The organism is Stenotrophomonas sp. 610A2 (assembly GCF_030549615.1).
GTDB classification, from domain to species: Bacteria; Pseudomonadota; Gammaproteobacteria; order Xanthomonadales; family Xanthomonadaceae; genus Stenotrophomonas; species Stenotrophomonas pigmentata.
The window spans coordinates 2,145,071-2,160,563 of sequence record NZ_CP130832.1; the positions used below are offsets into that span (position 1 = coordinate 2,145,071).

Below are 15,493 nucleotides of genomic sequence, written 5' to 3' on the forward strand. Positions count from 1 at the left end.
GCTCAGTTCACGTAGCCGGCCAGGCTGTTTTCGATATTGCGCGGGTTCTCACCCTGGGCAATGGCGATCAGGCCTTCAATGATCATTTCGCGCTCGCGGCAGCTGCTGGCGATCACGCCCTTGAGCTTGGCCGATACCGGCAGGAACAGCAGATTGGCCGAGGCGATGCCGTAGATGGTGGCAGTGAATGCCGCGGCGATGCCGTGGCCGAGCTTGCTCGGGTCGGCCAGGTTCTTCATCACCGCGATCAGGCCGAGCACGGCGCCGATGATGCCGAGGGTAGGGGCGTAGATGCCCATGCCTTCAAAGACCTTGGTAGCGGCCAGATCCTGCTGCTCCTGGCTGCCGAGTTCGATCTCCAGCATATGGCGGATAGTGTCCGGCTCGACGCCGTCGACCACCAGCTGCAGGCCCTTGCGGATGAACGGATCGTCCTGCAGCTCCACCTGCGGCTCCAGGCCGAGCAGGCCCTGGCGGCGGGCGATGTTGCTCCAGTCGACGATCTGCTGGACCAGCGCGCGGCGATCGCTTGCCGGCGGACGGATCACCCAGCGCACGATCTTGAAAGCGTGCTTGAACACCGCCGGTGAGGTGTGCAGCAGGATGGCTGCCAGGGTGCCGATGATGACGATCACGAAGGCAGCAGGGGACCACAGCGAGGACAGGCCAGCGCCTTTGAGGATGCTGCCACCCACCAGGGAGGCGAGGGCGAGGAAGAGTCCAATGATGCTGAGTCGGTCCATGGTGCGTATATCGGCCTCGTTGTAGCGGTCTTGAATCAATGAGCGGTGCAGCTGTTGTTGCAGGCGCTGTTGCTTTTGTTAGCCCCTCTCCCGCCTGCGGGAGAGGGGTTGGGGTGAGGGCAGCTCTGGCTTTGAAAGCTGAAAGCGCCCCTCACCCGCCCCGTCTTCGCGGGGCTGCCCTCTCCCGCAGGCGGGAGAGGGGACAGTTGGCATCGCGGGGGCCGTTGGGATGCTTGATCGCAGGCTTTGCTGGAGGGCCGGGTCATTGCTTACCCCTGCACCCCACGCAGCCCATCCACATCCAGAATCAAGGCCATCCGCCCATCACCAATCAAAGTGGCGCCGGCGTAGCCGTTGAGGCCGCGCAAGGCGCGTGGCAGCGGCTTGATCACCACTTCCTCGCGGCCACGAACCTGGTCCACCACCAGACCGAAGCGGGCTTCGCCCATCTGCAGTACGACGATGGTCAGCAGCGTGGAAGGTGCCGGGGTGACACCCAACCACTGGCGCAGATCAAGCAAGGCCAGGGTGTGCGACTTGCGGTCCAATACCGCGCGGCCGTCGAACCAGCCCAACGAGGTGGCCGGTGCGTGCAGCACCTCCATCACGCGGGCCAAGGGCAGGGCGTAGACGTCCTCGCCAGCCTGCACCAGCAGGGTCGGAAGGATGGCCAGGGTCAGCGGGACGCGGATCAGGAAGCGGCTGCCACGGCCCAGTTCGGATTGGATCTGGATCTGGCCGCTGAGTTCGCGGATGCGTGACTGCACCACGTCCATGCCAACGCCACGACCGGAAATGTCGGTGACTTCCTGCTTGGTCGAAAAGCCGGGCAGGAAGACCAGGTGCAGACACTCCTCGCTGGTCAGGCGGGCAGCCGCTTCCGGGTCGATCAAACCCTTGTCGCGGGCCTTGGCACGCAGGCGCTCCGGGTCGATGCCGGCACCGTCGTCCTGCACTTCGATGCTGACGTAGTCACCTTCCTGCTGCGCGGACAGGCGAACCCGGCCCATCCGCGGCTTGCCCTGCGCTTCGCGCAGTTCGGGTGATTCGACGCCATGGTCGATGGCGTTGCGGACCAGATGCACCAAGGGGTCTGCCAGCGCTTCGACCAGGTTGCGGTCCAGTTCGGTGTCGGCGCCGATCAACTCCAGATCGACTTCCTTCTGCAGAGAGCGGGCAACGTCGCGGGCAACTTTGGGGAAACGCGAGAACACCTTGCCGACCGGCTGCATGCGGGTCCGCATGACCGCCGATTGCAGGCGCGCGGTCGCAATATCCAGCGTGGAGACAGCGCGGTCGAGCTCTTCGTCCTTCAAGCGCATGCGCAGGGTCTTGAGCCGGTTGCGGGCCAGTACCAGTTCGCCGATCAGGTTGACGATGGCATCCAGCCGCTTGGTGTCCACGCGCACGGTGTGCTCGGGTTCGGCAGCCTTTGCACCAGCTGGTTTGGCTGCGCCTGCTGCAGGACGCGCGGGTGCGGCAGGAGTCGCGGCCGGCTTGGGCTTGGGTGCAGCAGGAATCGCCTGCACAGCGACAGCGCCAGGTGCGGCGCCGCCATGCAGCTGGTCAAGCAGGGCTTCGAACTCGTCTTCGTCGATCAGGTCACCGCCGGCCTTTGCCGCAGCGATCGGCTGGGCACCGGGGGTGCCGCTGCCATGCAGTTCGTTGAGCAGGGCTTCGAACTCGTCTTCGCTGATCAGATCACTGTCGCCCGCAGGCGCTGCAACCGGTTGCGCGACTGTGACGACCGGTGCAGCGCCAACATCGAACTGCGCGATCAGCGCAGCAGGGGCATGCTCCGGTTCGGTGCCAGAAGACACGGCGTCGAGCATGGCCTGCAGCCAGTCCAGCGATTGCTGGGCGGCATCAAAATGGTGCGCCAGCAGTTCGGCTTTGCCGGCGCGGGCCATGCCGAGGGTTTCCTCGGCGGCGTGGCAGAGCTCCACCATCGGGTGGATCGCCAGAAAACCGGCGCCGCCTTTGAGTGTGTGGAAACCACGGAATACGGCGTTGAGCTGCTCGCTGTCGTGCGGTGCCTGTTCCAGCGTCACCAGCTGCTCGCCGAGGCGATCCAGGATCTCCTGCGCTTCGAGGATGAAGTCGGCGGCGATGTCGTCGGCAAAAGCACTCATGACTTACAGCCCCAGGTCCGAGAGCAGATCGTCGGCGTCGACCTGCGACACGGCGTGGCGGTCCAGGCCATTGACGGCCGGACCAGCCAGTCCCTGGTTGCGTGCATCGTCTTCCGGCGGCGGCAGGCCCAGCGCGCCAAAGCCTTCGTGCACGCGACGGACGATGCCAACCACGCGGCGGATGATCTGCCCGGTCAGGTCCTGGTAGCTCTGGGTCAGGGCCACTTCGGTGAGGTTGTGGCGGATGCGTTCGAGGATTTCGCCCTGTTCGGCATTGAGGCCGTCGCTGCGCAGACGCTCGGTCAGCGCGCGGCATTCTTCAGCCAGATCCAGCGTGCGGTGGGTGGCCTGCTCGGTCATCTGCACCACGTGGTCCAGGCGCGCGCAGGCGTCGTCCAGCTCGCCGGCTTCACTGGGCACGCTGGGCAATTCGCCCAGGGCCTGGCCGAGTTCGCGTGCGAGCCGGCCCAGGCCGGACATCATCGGCTGGGCGCGCAGGGCGGCCAGCGCGTCGATTTCCCGGCGCCAGCCGGCTTCGTCGCCGCTTTCCAATGCTGCCAGTGCGTCCTGCAGGCGCTGCACCAGGGCCGATTTGTCGTTCAGTGCTTCCCCGAGTTGGTTCATCAGGCGCTCGCTGCCAGGCGTTCGAAGATCTTGCCGAGCTTCTCTTCCAGAGTCTGCGCGGTGAACGGCTTGATGATGTAGCCGTTCACGCCGCTCTGCGCGGCCTCGATGATCTGCTCGCGCTTGGCCTCGGCGGTGACCATCAGGACCGGCAAGGTCTTGAGCTTGGCATCGTTGCGGATGGCCTTGAGCAGCTCGATGCCGGTCATCACCGGCATGTTCCAGTCGGTGACCACGAAATCGAACGGCTGGCTCTGCAGCAGTGACAGCGCGGCATGCCCGTCCTCGGCTTCGGCGGTATTGGTGAAGCCCAGATCGCCGAGCAGGTTCTTGACGATGCGACGCATCGTCGAGAAGTCGTCAACGATCAGGATGCGCATGTTCTTGTTCAAAAGGCTTTCCTCTTCATGGTTCCTCGAGGCCGGCGTCTGCCGCCTCGAAAATCTTCAGCCGCCCTCGCAGGCGCAGCATGGCTTGGCCGTGGATCTGACAGACGCGGGATTCGCTAACGCCCAATACCGCGCCGATTTCTTTCAGGTTCAATTCCTGCTCGTAGTACAGCGACAGCACCAGCTGTTCGCGTTCCGGCAGGTGGCCGATGGCCTTGCCCAGCTCGGCACCGAACTGGCTGCGCTCCAGCACCTGCTGCGGGTTGGGGCCGCCGGTGGTCGGGGTGTCCAGTTCGCCCTGGTCTTCGATGCGCGATTCCAGGCTCAATACCTGTCCGCGCGAGGCGTCTTCGACCAGTCGCATGTATTCGGGCAGCGGCAGTTCCATCGCTTCGGCCACTTCGCTGGCACTGGCCGCGCGGCCGCTGCTCTGTTCGAGGCGACGGATGGTGGCGGCAGCGTCGCGGGCGCGGCGGTGCACCGAGCGCGGCACCCAGTCGCCACGACGGATCTCGTCGATCATCGAGCCGCGGATGCGGATGGATGCATAGGTCTCGAACGATGCGCCCTGTTCGGCGTCATAGCTGCGCGAGGCCTCGATCAAACCCATCATGCCGGCCTGGATCAGGTCGTCGACCTCGACGCTCGCAGGCAGGCGTGCGGCCAGGTGGTGGGCGATGCGGCGGACCAGGTCGGCGTGGCGGGTGATGCAGTCATTGGCCGCACTGCGCTGGACTTCACGGTATTGAGCGGCTGCATTGTTCATGCCTTCACCTTCTGCTGGATGATGCGTTCCAGGAAGAACTCAACGCCGCCGCGCGGGGCGGTTGGGGCTTGCCAGCGCGCGGTGCGACGGGCGATTTCGTTGATGGCCAGCGAGGCTGGCGCGGAAGGGTAGAGCTTGACCACCGGCTGCTGGCGCTGCACCGAAAGGCGCAGCCAGTCGTCCTGCGGCACGCAGCCCAGGTAGTTCAGCGAAACATCGATCAGGAACTTCTCGCAGACCCGCACCAGCTTTTCGTACAGGGCGCGGCCTTCGTTCGGGTCGCGGACCATGTTGGCCACCACCTGGATACGGTCCACGCCGCGTTCGCGCGACAGGACCTTGATCAGCGCGTAGGCATCGGTGATCGAGGCCGGCTCGTCACAGACCACCACCACGGTGTCCTGGGCTGCCTGGCAGAAGGTCAGCACGCTGTCGGTGATACCGGCGGCGGTGTCGATGATCATCACATCGAGGTCGCGTTCCAGCTCGGAGAACACGTTGACCAGGCCGACGTGCTCGGCAGGCTGCAGCTCGGCCATGTGGCGGCGGCCGGAAGCGGCGGGGACCACGAGCACGCCATTGGGGCCCTCGATGATCACTTCTTCCAGCGTGGCGCGCCCGGCGACCAGGTCGGCCAGGGTGTGCTTGGGCTGCAGGCCCAGCACCACGTCGATGTTGGCCAGGCCCAGGTCGGCATCCAGCAGCAGGGTGCGTTTGCCCATGCCTGCCAGTGCCACGGCCAGGTTGGCCGAGACATTGGTTTTACCCACACCGCCCTTGCCGCCAGTCACCGCGATGGTGCGTACCGGGCCGGCAGGTTCGTGCCGGGTAGCCGACAGCGGGAAGGTGTTGGTCAGCTTGGCGTACTCACGCGACTGCATTGTTCAACTCCGTGTTGCAGGGCATATCGGCCGCGCGGCGCAAATCTTCAAGGCGGAGTACAAGATTTGCGGCAGAGGCCCGGTAAAGGTCTTCCGGAACGTCCTGGCCGTCGGTCACCCAGGTGATCGGCAGGCGGTGATCGACCGCCACCGACAGGGCCGAACCGAAGCGGCCGGTCTCGTCCAGCTTGGTCAGCACCACGCCCTGCGGGTTGGCGGCGCTGAAGCGGCGGACCACTTCGTCCATGTCCTGGAAGGCGGTGTTGGCGGGCAGCACCAGCAGGGTGCGGATCTGACCGGCGGCGCGCAGCCACTGCAGCTGGGCAGTGAGGGCGCGGTCGCGCTGGCCCAGGCCGGCGGTGTCGATCAGCACCAGCTTGTAGTCGGCCAGCTTCTGCAGCAGCTGGTTCAGGTCGGTGCCGCTGTTGGCCTCGTGCACGGCGATGCCGAGCTGGCGGCCGAAGCCGTACAGCTGCTCGCGGGCGCCGATGCGCTGGGTATCGGTGGTGACCAAGGCCACGTCGCGGGCGGCGTGGGCTTCGGCAAAGCGCGAGGCCAGCTTGGCAATGGTGGTGGTCTTGCCGGCGCCGGTGGGGCCGACCAGGGCGATGACGCCGCCGGTTTCCATCGGGTCGACCGGGGCGATCGGCAGCTTCTTGGAGATCAGGCCCAGCATCAGACCGCGAGCGCGGCTCGGCTCGATGTCGGCCGGGATCTGGGTGGCCACATCGCGGGCCAGGCCGGCGTCGAAGCCGTACTCGTCCATCAGGTCCAGCGCATTGGCGCGCACCGCGCTGCCGCGCAGGCGTTCATCGGTGAAGCGGTTCATCTCGCGCTCGATCAGATGGCGCATGCCGGCCACTTCCTGACGCAGCTGGCTGAGCTGTTCGTCGTCGCGGGCGATGATCACCGGTGCGCTGGTCACTGCGCTCACCGGGGAGGTGGCGGCGACGGCGGCAGTTTCGGTGGCTTCAACAGCGCTGGTGACCGGCGCTTCCGCCGGCTGCGGGCTAGCGACGGCGGCGATGGCTGCTGCCGCAGCGGCCGGGGCTGCGATTGCCTCGATTGCGGGCGCGACAGCGACTGGGGCCACGGCGACCGGGGCAGGGTTGAACACCGGTGCGACAGGGATTGCTGGAACGGCGACGGCAGCGATCGGCTGCTGCAACTCCGGTTCCGGCATCGGCGGATCGATGACGAAGCGCGCGCGTTCCATCGGTGCAGGCGGCTCGATGGTGACGGCGGCGATGGCGTCGGCAAAGCTGGCCTGCTGGGTGACGGCAGGTGCGGCGGCCAGCGGAGCGACCGCAGCGGCGCTGCCGGCGGGACGGAAAGCCGGCACCACCGGCAGTTCGTCGGCGCTGGCCGGCTGGGTGGCGAAGAAGGTCTGCGGGACAGGTGCGCGCGGAGCAACCGGTTCGACTTCGGCGGACTTGAGCAGGCCGGCAAAGCGGCTACCCGGTGCCAACTCGATGCTGTTGTCGATGGAGCGGCCGGTCGCGCCAACTGCCGAGCGTGCCAGGGCGGCGACGGCCGAGGTGGTGGCGGTGACCGGTTCCGGCTCCGGGGTCTTGCGGCGGGTCATCGCGGCCATGATGGCTTCGGCGGCGCTGCGCGGCTTGGCCGGTGCCGGCGGGGCCGGGCGGGTCGCTTCCAGGGCCTGCTTCACCGCGGTTTCGTCGTAATGCGCAGCCGCCACGATCTCCACACCTTCCTCGATCCGGCGGTTGGACAGGATCACGGCATCGGGGCCATGTTCCTTGCGCACGAGGTTCATGGCGGTGCGCATGTCAGCGGCGACGAAACGTTTGATCTTCATGCTTTGGTACCGGGAGTGAGGCGGCGAAGGAGTGGCGTTGGCGATGTCGAACATGACGAAGCGGGCTCCTTCTTGCGGAATGGGGGCGATGCAGCAGGTGTCTGGTTTCCGTCACCGGCAGGGTTGCCGGTGTCGGCTTTCGGGCTGCCTCAGCTGATCGTGCCGACCAGCTTCAGGCGTTTGTCTTCCGGCACTTCGCTGTAGGCCAGGACCGACAGCGAGGGAACGCTGTGGCGGACCAGGCGCGCCAGCGCGGCGCGGACCGGGGCCGGTACCAGCACTACAGCCGGCTCGTTTCGGGCCTCCTGCTTGCCGACGCAATCGGCAAGGCTTTGGTGGAGGCGTTCGGCGAGACCAGGTTCCAGTGCGGCGCCATTGCCTTGTGTTGACTCCTGCAAGACGCGTTCCAATTGCGGGTTGAGGGTGAACACCGGCAGCTCCGGCGAGGAACCGGCGATTTCCTGTACGATGAAGCGGCCCAATGCATTGCGTACCGAGGCGGTGAGTGCGGCGGCGTCCTGGGTGACTGCGGCGGCTTCGACCATGGCTTCGGCGATCTTGCGCAGCTGGCGGATCGGGATGCGCTCGACCAGCAGGTTCTGCAGCACACGGGCCACAGTGGATAGCGGCAGCGCCTTGGGCGACAGGTCCTCGGCCAGCTTGGGCGCGCTCTTGGCCAGGGTCGCCAGCAACTGCTGCACTTCCTCGTGGCCGAGCAGTTCCGGCGCGTGCTCGCGGATCAGGTGCGACAGGTGGGTGGCAACCACGGTGGCCGGATCGACCACGGTGTAGCCCAGCGACTCGGCATGGGCGCGCTGATGCGGCTGGATCCAGGTGGCGTCCAGGCCGAACGCCGGGTCTTTGCCGGCAATGCCTTCCAGCTTGCCCATCGCGCTGCCCGGGTCCAGTGCCAGTTCGCGGTCCGGATGGATGTCGGCGGTGCTGACCGGCACGCCGTGGATCAGCAGGCGGTAATGGGTGGCCGGCAGTTCCAGGTTGTCGCGGATGTGGACCGGCGGGATCAGGAAGCCCAGGTCCTGGGTGAGCTTTCGGCGCACGCCCTTGATGCGCGTCATCAATTCGCCGCCCTGGGCCTTGTCGACCAGCGGAATCAGCCGGTACCCCACTTCCAGGCCGAGCGGATCAACCGGGCGCAGCTCGTCCCAGGTCAGTTCAGCGGTGGGGGCGGGCTGCGGCTGGCCCAGCGCGTTCAGGCCGCCTTCGTTGGCAGCGGCTTCGTTGCTTGCGGGCTTGGCGGCAGCAGCGGTTTCACGTTTCCACAGTTTCCAGGCGATGAAGCCGAGGATTGCCGCCAAAGTGAGGAAGGCCAGGTTCGGCATGCCCGGCACCAGGCCGACCAAGCCGATGATGCCGGCGGTGATGGCCAGTGCGCGGTACTGACCAAACACCTGGCCCATCATCGCCTCGCTCATGTCCTGCGAGCGCGACGCGCGGGTCACCAGCATGGCCACGGCACTGGAAACCAGCAGGGCCGGCAGCTGCGCCACCAGGCCGTCACCGATCGACAGCAGCGTATACGTCGCCGCGGCGTCGCCGAACGGCATGCCGTGCTGCAGTACACCTACGGCCAGGCCGCCGAGCATGTTGATGAAGAGGATCAGGATGCCGGCGATGGCGTCGCCACGAATGAACTTGCTGGCACCGTCCATCGCACCGTAGAAGTCGGCTTCCTCGCGGACTTCCTCGCGGCGGACCTTGGCCTCTTCGCGGGTCAGCAAACCGGCGTTGAGGTCGGCGTCGATCGCCATCTGCTTGCCGGGCATGGCGTCCAGGATGAAGCGGGCGGTCACTTCCGACACGCGCCCGGCACCCTTGGTGATAACCACGAAGTTGATGATGGTCAGGATCGCGAAGACCACGATGCCGACCGCGTAATTGCCGCCGATGACGAACTCACCGAAGGCGGCAATCACCTTGCCGGCGGCTTCGTGGCCGTCCTGGCCGTTGAGCAGGATCACGCGGGTGGAGGCCACGTTCAGCGCCAGCCGCAGCATCGTGGTGACCAGCAGCACGATCGGGAAGATGGTGAAGTCCAGCGGTCGCTTCACATACACGACGGCCAGCAGCACCAGCATCGAGATCGCGATGTTCAGGGTGAACAGGGCGTCCAGCACCGGCGGTGCCAAGGGCACCACCACCATTGCCAGCAAGGCCAGCACGATCAGTGGTGCACCCAGCCCCTGGCGCAGCATGTCCAGCACGCGGCGCGCGGAGAAGCCCGAGGTCTGGCTGCTCATCGGCTGCCTCCCTTGCCGAATTCATCGATATCGATGGACGCCATCTGCGGCATCGGGCCCGTGCGCCATTGGCGCAACTGGTAGACGTAGGACAGGACCTGGGCAACAGCCGAATACAGTCTCACGGGGATTTCCTTGCCGAGTTGGCTTTCCCGATACAAGGCCCGTGCCAAAGGCGGCGCCGAGACGATGGTGACCTTGTTGCCGTCGGCCACCTGGCGAATGCGCAGGGCCAGTTCGTCGACGCCGCGGGCGACCACGGTGGGGGCGTTCATGCGTCCACTTTCGTACTTGAGGGCGACCGCGTAGTGGGTCGGGTTGACCAGCACGACGTCGGCGGTTGGCACCGCTTCCATCATCCGCCGCTGCGACAGCTGCATCTGCATCTGCCGAATGCGGCCCTTGACCTCGGGGCTGCCCTCGCTTTCCTTCATCTCGCGCCGCAGCTCTTCGCGGGTCATCTTCAGCTTCCGCAGCCAGTTCCACTTCTGGTACGGCGCATCGATGGCGGCAAGCAGGGCCATCGCGCCGGCCGTGGCCAGCAGCAGCTTGAGGGTGAAGGCCAGGCCGCGGCCGATGGCGCTCTCCAGCGGCAGGTGCAGCAGGCCGCGTAGCGCATCCACGCCGTGCCAGATGCACAGGCCCGCGGCGGTGCCGACAAAGGCCACGCGCAGCAGGGACTTGACGAATTCCGCGAGGGCCTCGGCGCCAACCAGGCGCTTGATCCCGGACATCGGGTTCATGCGGTTGAGGTCCGGCATCATCGCCTTGCTGGAAACGCGCAGACCGCCCATCAGGGTTGGGGCGATGAAGCCAGCGAGCAGGCAGACCAGTAACAATGGGCTGAAGGCCAGCATCAGCTTGAGCAGCATCCAGCCAGCGTGGCCAAACAGGGCATTCGGGGTGTCCAGCAGGCCGACTTCAGGCGTCAGCGCGGCCTTCATCCACTGCCGGGCCGAGCCACCCATCGAGCCGCCCAAGGCGTATAGCGCCAGCACCGCAGCGACGAAGACGGTAGCGGTGGCAAGCTCGCGGGAACGCGGGATATTGCCTTGCTCGCGGGCCTCGCGCAGGCGTTTTTCGGTGGGGAGTTCGGTTTTTTCCCCGGCCTGTTCGTTCTCGGACATTGCCTGGCATGGAAGAAGGGTTCTTCCAAGGTCGTGCAAAAATCATTCCAAACCCCAGCTGTAGTGCCGAGCCATGCTCGGCAGGGGCATTACAAGCAATCCAAAAGCCGCAAAGGTAGTGCCGAGCCATGCTCGGCAAGAGGCATTCCCGGTAAAGCCCCATGCCGAGCATGGCTCGGCACTACAGGTGGGGCACCTATTCCTGGTTGGCGTGGAACGAGGCCAGGCGGGCTTCCATTGCTGCGTGCTGGCTGTCGCCGCCGTGCAGGCGCATGAAATTCTCGGCACTGACCGGGCGGCCCAGCAGGTAGCCCTGCAGGTGGTCGCAGCCCAGCCGCTCCACATAGGAACGCTGGCCTTGGGTTTCGATGCCCTCGGCAACGACCTGCAGGTTCAGTGCGTGGCCGAGCGCGACGATGGCCGAGACAATCACCACGTCCTCGTCGCTCTCTTCCAGTGCCAGCACGAAGGCGCGATCGATCTTGATCTCGGTGGCCGGCAGGCGCTTGAGGTGCAACAGGCTGGAGACGCCGGTACCGAAGTCATCGATCGAGATGCCAACGCCCAGCCCGGCAACGCTGCGCAGGACCGAGATGGCATTGTCGGCATCACGCATCACCGCGGTTTCGCTGACCTCCAGGATCAGCCGTGATGGCTCCAGCTCGCTGTGGTCCAGTGCCGCGCGAACATCCTCCAGCAGCTTGGGCGAGCCCAGCTGACGGCCGGACAGGTTGACCGACACCCGCCAATCGCCGTTGCCGGCATCCTGCCAGCTGCGCATCTGCCGGCAGGCTTCGTCCAGAACCCAGTTGCCCATGGTGTCCATCAGCCCGCTCTGTTCGGTCAGGCGGATGATGCGATCGGCCGGGATGTAGCCGTGCTCGGGGTGGCGCCAACGGATCAGCGCCTCTGCGCCACTGACACGGCCGCTATTGGCATGCACGCGGGGTTGGTAGTGCAGGGACAACTGCGCCGTGCCCAGCGCCTTGCGCAGGTCTTCCAGCAAGCGCCGGTCCTGCTCGACGTTGTCGTTCATCCAGTCGGCGAACACCGCATGGCTGTTGCGTGCGGACTGGCGGGAATAGGCCATGGCGGTTTCGGCCATGGCGATCAGCTGTGCCGCGCTGTCGCCGTGCTGCGGGTGCTGGGCGATGCCGAGGCTGGCGGTGATGCGCAGGTCGCGGCCGGCAACGCGCACCGAGTTGACCGCCAGAATGATGCGCTCGGCCAGAAGGTCTACATCCTCTGGTCGCTTCAGCGGGCTGGCGATGACGAACTGGTCGCCGCCCAGGCGCCCGACCAGATCCTCGGCCGGCAGCAGTTGCCGCAGGCGCTCACCGATGTCGACCAGCGCTGCATCACCGGTCTGTGGGCCGAAGGTGCCATTGATGTGGCGGAAGCCGTCCAGGTCGATGGAGATCACCGCCAGCGCTTGCCCGCCCTGCAGCATCTGCTCGATGCGCTCGTGCGAGAGCTGGCGGTTGGGCAGGCGGGTCAGGGAGTCGTGCAGGCTGGCATGGAACAGCTCCTTGCGCGCATCGTCCAGCGAGGCCGACAGCATCGAGTTGCGCAGGTGTAGCAGACGCGCCTGCATGCGTTGTTCGAACAGCGAGATGGTCAGCACCACTGCCATCACACCGACGGTCAGCAATACCACGCAGGCGGCCAACCACTCGGTCGGCACGCCGCCACTGGATGCAGCGGCACACACCGAATTGGCCGGGAAGCGCGCGGCAGCCATGCCGGTGTAATGCATGCCGACGATGGCCAGGCCCATGACGGCGGCGGCAATCAGGCGCAGTGGCATGGACTGTTCGACCGCGCGCAGGCGGAAGGCGATATACAGCGCGCTCCAAGACGCGCCGACGGCAATGATGATCGACAGCGCGAACCAGATGCGGTCGTAGTCGATGCCGGGTGTCATCTTCAGCGCCGACATGCCGACGTAATGCATCCAGGCGATGCCCAGACCCATCAGCAGCGCGCCGAGCGCCAGGCGCAGGTGCGGCAGGGTTGGCCGCGAGACCAGCCACAGGGCAAAGATCGAGGCGGCCACCGCCACCAGCAGTGACTCCAGGGTCAGCCACAGGTCGTAGCCGAGGGGGATTGGCAGGCGGAAGGCCAGCATGCCGACGAAGTGCATCGACCAGATGCCTGCACCCATCGCCACGCCACCGGCCAACAACCAGCGGGCAGCAACGCGTCGTGGCTGCGATGCGGATACCCGCGAGGCCATGTCCAGTGCCGTGAACGAGGCAAGGATCGCCACCAGGATGGACAACACGACAAACAACGGGTTGTAGCTGCCGACGAGCATCAAACCCTCTCCCTAATTGTCGTACCGCGGTTGCGGCAGCGAGCGCTGCCGTGTTCGGTGCCGCATTCCCCTGCAGCGCCCGACTGTACCCGGACTATCCACGGGTATAGGGAAAGCAGCAAGAGGGGCCTCAGGCAATAACAAAACCAGAACGTTGAGCTGAGTAAGGCGTCACATTGTCACTTGTCGCGCCGTGTCAAAGGCGATGTTGAACAGGCGTTGGACCGGCGCCCCCATTTCCCCGGCGAGCAGGGTCAGCAGGGACAGACCCAGCAGCAGGGCGACCGGCAGGCCGAGCTGCATCGGGTTCAGTGCCGGTGCTGCTCGGGCCAGCACGCCGAAGGCCAGGTTGATCGCCAGCATTGCCACTACCAGCGGCAAGGCCAGCGAGAGGGCGCCGCGGAAGATCTGCAGGGCCAGGGTCGGGACCAGGGCGGCGACTGCATGCGGATCGGGCAGGGCGGTGCCGATCGGCAAGGCCTTGTAGCTGTCCACCAGCAACGAGATCAGTGCCAGATGGCCGTTGCTGGTGAAGAACAGCAGGCCGAACATCAGGTAGAACCATTGTCCGATCACGCCGGAGCTGCCACCGCGCATCGGGTCGGCCATCTGCGCGAAGGCCAGGCCAGTGCTTTGCGCGATCATTTCACCGGCCATGGCACCGGCTTCGAAGATCAGCCGCAGCAGGAAGCCAATGCTGACCCCGACCGCGACTTCGCGCAGGATGCTGAGCACGGTGGCCGAGTCGAAACCATTGAAGATCGGCACTGGCGGCAGTACCGGCGACAAGGCCACGGACAGTGCAACGGCCAGCAAGGCGCGCACCCGTGCCGGCACCGCGCGGGTACCGACCATGGGCATGGCCATCAACATCGCGCCGATGCGCAACATGATCCACAGGGTATTGCCGATGATGGCAAACGCCTGTTGGCCGTCGATGACCGTCTGCGTGACCGAATCCATGCCGCTAGCCGATCAGGTGCGGAATGCGTTGGAAGAGCAGGATGGTGAACTCGACCAGATGGCCAAGCAGCAGGCTGCCCAGCGCAAACAATGCCGCCGTCAGCGCGGCGGCCTTGGCGACGAAGGCGATGGTGGGTTCGTTGAGCTGGGTCGCAGCCTGGACGACGCCGACCACCACGCCGACAACCAGCACGACAAGCAGCAGCGGACCGGCGATCCACAGCGTGGCGACAAGGCCGCCGCGCAGTTCGGTGAGGGCAAGTTCGGGACTCATGGCCAGGGCAGATGCAAGAGCAGTGCCAGAGCCCTGGTGCCGGTTTTTTGGCCCTCCCGGTGCAGAGCCGAGCCACGCTCGGCTGCGGTATTACCGGGAGAGCTTCTGCCGAGCATGGCTCGGCACTACATTTCGCCCCCTCCCTTTCGCGCAGCGAAGAGGAGGGCTGGGGAGGGGTTGGCTTTGGCAGTGGTAGAGCCGAGCCATGCTCGGCTGGGGCATTACCGGGAGAGCTTCTGCCGAGCATGGCTCGGCACTACATTTCGCCCCCCTTTCGCGCAGCGAAGGGGGCTTGGGGAGGGGTTGGCTTTGGCAGTGGTAGAGCCGAGCCATGCTCGGCTGGGGCATTACCGGGAGAGCTTCTGCCGAGCATGGCTCGGCACTACATTTCGCCCCCTCCCTTTCGCGCAGCGAAGGGGAGGGCTGGGGAGGGGGTGGCTTTGGCAGTGGTAGAGTCGAGCCATGCTCGGCTGGGGCGTTACCGGGAGAGCTTCCGCCGAGCGCGGCTCGGCACTTGCGCCGCCGCGGCAGCGGCACGGTACTCCTTCCCCACGGCCTCCAATCCGGCGATTGCGAAGCTGTGCAGATGCGCGACCAGCGGTTGCGAGGGGCTCCGCATCACCGGTTGCAAAGGTCCAGGCAGATCATGACCGATCACGATCAGCATCATGCAAGGCGCTGCAACGCTCAGCAGGCAGCGCAGCAGGGCGGGATCATCGGTCGGAATGCCGGAGATCTCACTGAGGATCTGCGCAATGGCCACGATCTTCGGCGGTACTGCTTCATCCAGCAGCACCTGCAGGTGCGAAGAAGGCGCCATCAGCTCGCGTGCAAGTACACGCGGAGCCCAGGCCTCGGGTTGCTGTGCGCGTTCGACCAGACCCGTCAGCAACGCGTGCAGGCGTTGCTGGGCACTGAGGCCGCTGGCGGCGATTCGCTGTAGATCCTCAAGATCGAGGATCTGCCGGTGCGCTTCCAGCAGCACGGCCTGGTACAGGCCGTTGCGGCTGCCGAAGTGATAGTTGATGGAAGCCAGGTCGGCGCCAGCGCGTTGGGCTATGGCCTTGCCAGTGGTCTCAGCGAAGCCCTGCTGCGAGAAAAGCTGGCCCGCGGCCTCCAGCAGGCGGCCACGGGTCGCTTCGCCGTCGGTACGGGGACTGCGTGACGATGTTTTCTGTGTGCTCATTGCGTGGCAAGTTT

General features: G+C 66.0%; 13 protein-coding genes. All 13 read right to left on the bottom strand.

The genetic code is table 11. The annotated features are described in order from the left end of the window. Positions 1-2: 2 nt before the first annotated feature. Positions 3-743 carry a flagellar motor protein gene (locus Q5Z11_RS09760; RefSeq protein WP_303749798.1) on the bottom strand — a complete coding sequence of 247 codons (741 nt, stop codon included), beginning with the start codon at positions 741-743 and terminating at the stop codon, positions 3-5. A 269-nt stretch (positions 744-1,012) separates the two neighbouring features. Further along, positions 1,013-2,875, bottom strand: coding sequence for a chemotaxis protein CheA (locus tag Q5Z11_RS09765; protein ID WP_303749799.1), 1,863 nt, complete (start codon positions 2,873-2,875; stop codon positions 1,013-1,015). Positions 2,876-2,878: 3 nt separating this feature from the next. Then, positions 2,879-3,499 carry a protein phosphatase CheZ gene (locus tag Q5Z11_RS09770; RefSeq protein WP_303749800.1) on the bottom strand — a complete coding sequence of 207 codons (621 nt, stop codon included), beginning with the start codon at positions 3,497-3,499 and terminating at the stop codon, positions 2,879-2,881. Next, entirely contained in the window at positions 3,499-3,891 is a 393-nt protein-coding gene (gene cheY, locus Q5Z11_RS09775; RefSeq protein WP_303749801.1) for a chemotaxis response regulator CheY, read from the bottom strand. The genes Q5Z11_RS09770 and cheY overlap by 1 nt, the downstream gene beginning before the upstream one ends. A gap of 13 nt (positions 3,892-3,904) precedes the next feature. Beyond that, the gene (locus Q5Z11_RS09780; protein ID WP_303749802.1) at positions 3,905-4,654 is read right to left on the bottom strand and encodes an RNA polymerase sigma factor FliA; all 750 of its coding nucleotides are present in this window, start codon (positions 4,652-4,654) and stop codon (positions 3,905-3,907) included. Next, positions 4,651-5,535: a MinD/ParA family ATP-binding protein gene (locus Q5Z11_RS09785; protein WP_057628672.1), complete on the bottom strand. Its 885-nt coding sequence runs from the start codon at positions 5,533-5,535 to the stop codon at positions 4,651-4,653. Before Q5Z11_RS09785 ends, Q5Z11_RS09780 begins: the two co-directional genes overlap by 4 nt. Next, positions 5,522-7,354 carry a flagellar biosynthesis protein FlhF gene (gene flhF / locus Q5Z11_RS09790; RefSeq protein WP_303749803.1) on the bottom strand — a complete coding sequence of 611 codons (1,833 nt, stop codon included), beginning with the start codon at positions 7,352-7,354 and terminating at the stop codon, positions 5,522-5,524. The genes Q5Z11_RS09785 and flhF overlap by 14 nt, the downstream gene beginning before the upstream one ends. Positions 7,355-7,503: 149 nt before the next feature. Next, complete coding sequence (gene flhA / locus Q5Z11_RS09795; RefSeq protein ID WP_303749804.1) at positions 7,504-9,612, bottom strand: flagellar biosynthesis protein FlhA; 2,109 nt, start codon at positions 9,610-9,612, stop codon at positions 7,504-7,506. Further along, the gene (flhB, locus tag Q5Z11_RS09800) at positions 9,609-10,739 is read right to left on the bottom strand and encodes a flagellar biosynthesis protein FlhB (protein ID WP_303749805.1); all 1,131 of its coding nucleotides are present in this window, start codon (positions 10,737-10,739) and stop codon (positions 9,609-9,611) included. Before flhB ends, flhA begins: the two co-directional genes overlap by 4 nt. 196 nt (positions 10,740-10,935) lie before the next feature. Continuing rightward, positions 10,936-13,056 carry a putative bifunctional diguanylate cyclase/phosphodiesterase gene (locus tag Q5Z11_RS09805; protein ID WP_303749806.1) on the bottom strand — a complete coding sequence of 707 codons (2,121 nt, stop codon included), beginning with the start codon at positions 13,054-13,056 and terminating at the stop codon, positions 10,936-10,938. Between the two features lie 171 nt (positions 13,057-13,227). Continuing rightward, entirely contained in the window at positions 13,228-14,019 is a 792-nt protein-coding gene (gene fliR, locus Q5Z11_RS09810) for a flagellar biosynthetic protein FliR (protein WP_303749807.1), read from the bottom strand. A gap of 4 nt (positions 14,020-14,023) precedes the next feature. After that, positions 14,024-14,293, bottom strand: coding sequence for a flagellar biosynthetic protein FliQ (locus tag Q5Z11_RS09815; RefSeq protein WP_303749808.1), 270 nt, complete (start codon positions 14,291-14,293; stop codon positions 14,024-14,026). Positions 14,294-14,771: 478 nt separating this feature from the next. Further along, the gene (locus Q5Z11_RS09820; RefSeq protein WP_303749809.1) at positions 14,772-15,479 is read right to left on the bottom strand and encodes a TetR/AcrR family transcriptional regulator; all 708 of its coding nucleotides are present in this window, start codon (positions 15,477-15,479) and stop codon (positions 14,772-14,774) included. Between the last annotated feature and the right edge of the window lie 14 nt (positions 15,480-15,493).

Coding starts and splice junctions, on each gene's coding strand:
- flhA (WP_303749804.1), bottom strand. CDS start 9,612: ATGAGCAGCCAGACCTCGGGCTTCTCCGCGCGCCGCGTGCTGGACATG.
- Q5Z11_RS09770 (WP_303749800.1), bottom strand. CDS start 3,499: ATGAACCAACTCGGGGAAGCACTGAACGACAAATCGGCCCTGGTGCAG.
- fliR (WP_303749807.1), bottom strand. CDS start 14,019: ATGGATTCGGTCACGCAGACGGTCATCGACGGCCAACAGGCGTTTGCC.
- Q5Z11_RS09815 (WP_303749808.1), bottom strand. CDS start 14,293: ATGAGTCCCGAACTTGCCCTCACCGAACTGCGCGGCGGCCTTGTCGCC.
- Q5Z11_RS09760 (WP_303749798.1), bottom strand. CDS start 743: ATGGACCGACTCAGCATCATTGGACTCTTCCTCGCCCTCGCCTCCCTG.
- Q5Z11_RS09780 (WP_303749802.1), bottom strand. CDS start 4,654: ATGAACAATGCAGCCGCTCAATACCGTGAAGTCCAGCGCAGTGCGGCC.
- flhF (WP_303749803.1), bottom strand. CDS start 7,354: ATGAAGATCAAACGTTTCGTCGCCGCTGACATGCGCACCGCCATGAAC.
- Q5Z11_RS09820 (WP_303749809.1), bottom strand. CDS start 15,479: ATGAGCACACAGAAAACATCGTCACGCAGTCCCCGTACCGACGGCGAA.
- Q5Z11_RS09805 (WP_303749806.1), bottom strand. CDS start 13,056: ATGCTCGTCGGCAGCTACAACCCGTTGTTTGTCGTGTTGTCCATCCTG.
- flhB (WP_303749805.1), bottom strand. CDS start 10,739: ATGTCCGAGAACGAACAGGCCGGGGAAAAAACCGAACTCCCCACCGAA.
- Q5Z11_RS09765 (WP_303749799.1), bottom strand. CDS start 2,875: ATGAGTGCTTTTGCCGACGACATCGCCGCCGACTTCATCCTCGAAGCG.
- Q5Z11_RS09785 (WP_057628672.1), bottom strand. CDS start 5,535: ATGCAGTCGCGTGAGTACGCCAAGCTGACCAACACCTTCCCGCTGTCG.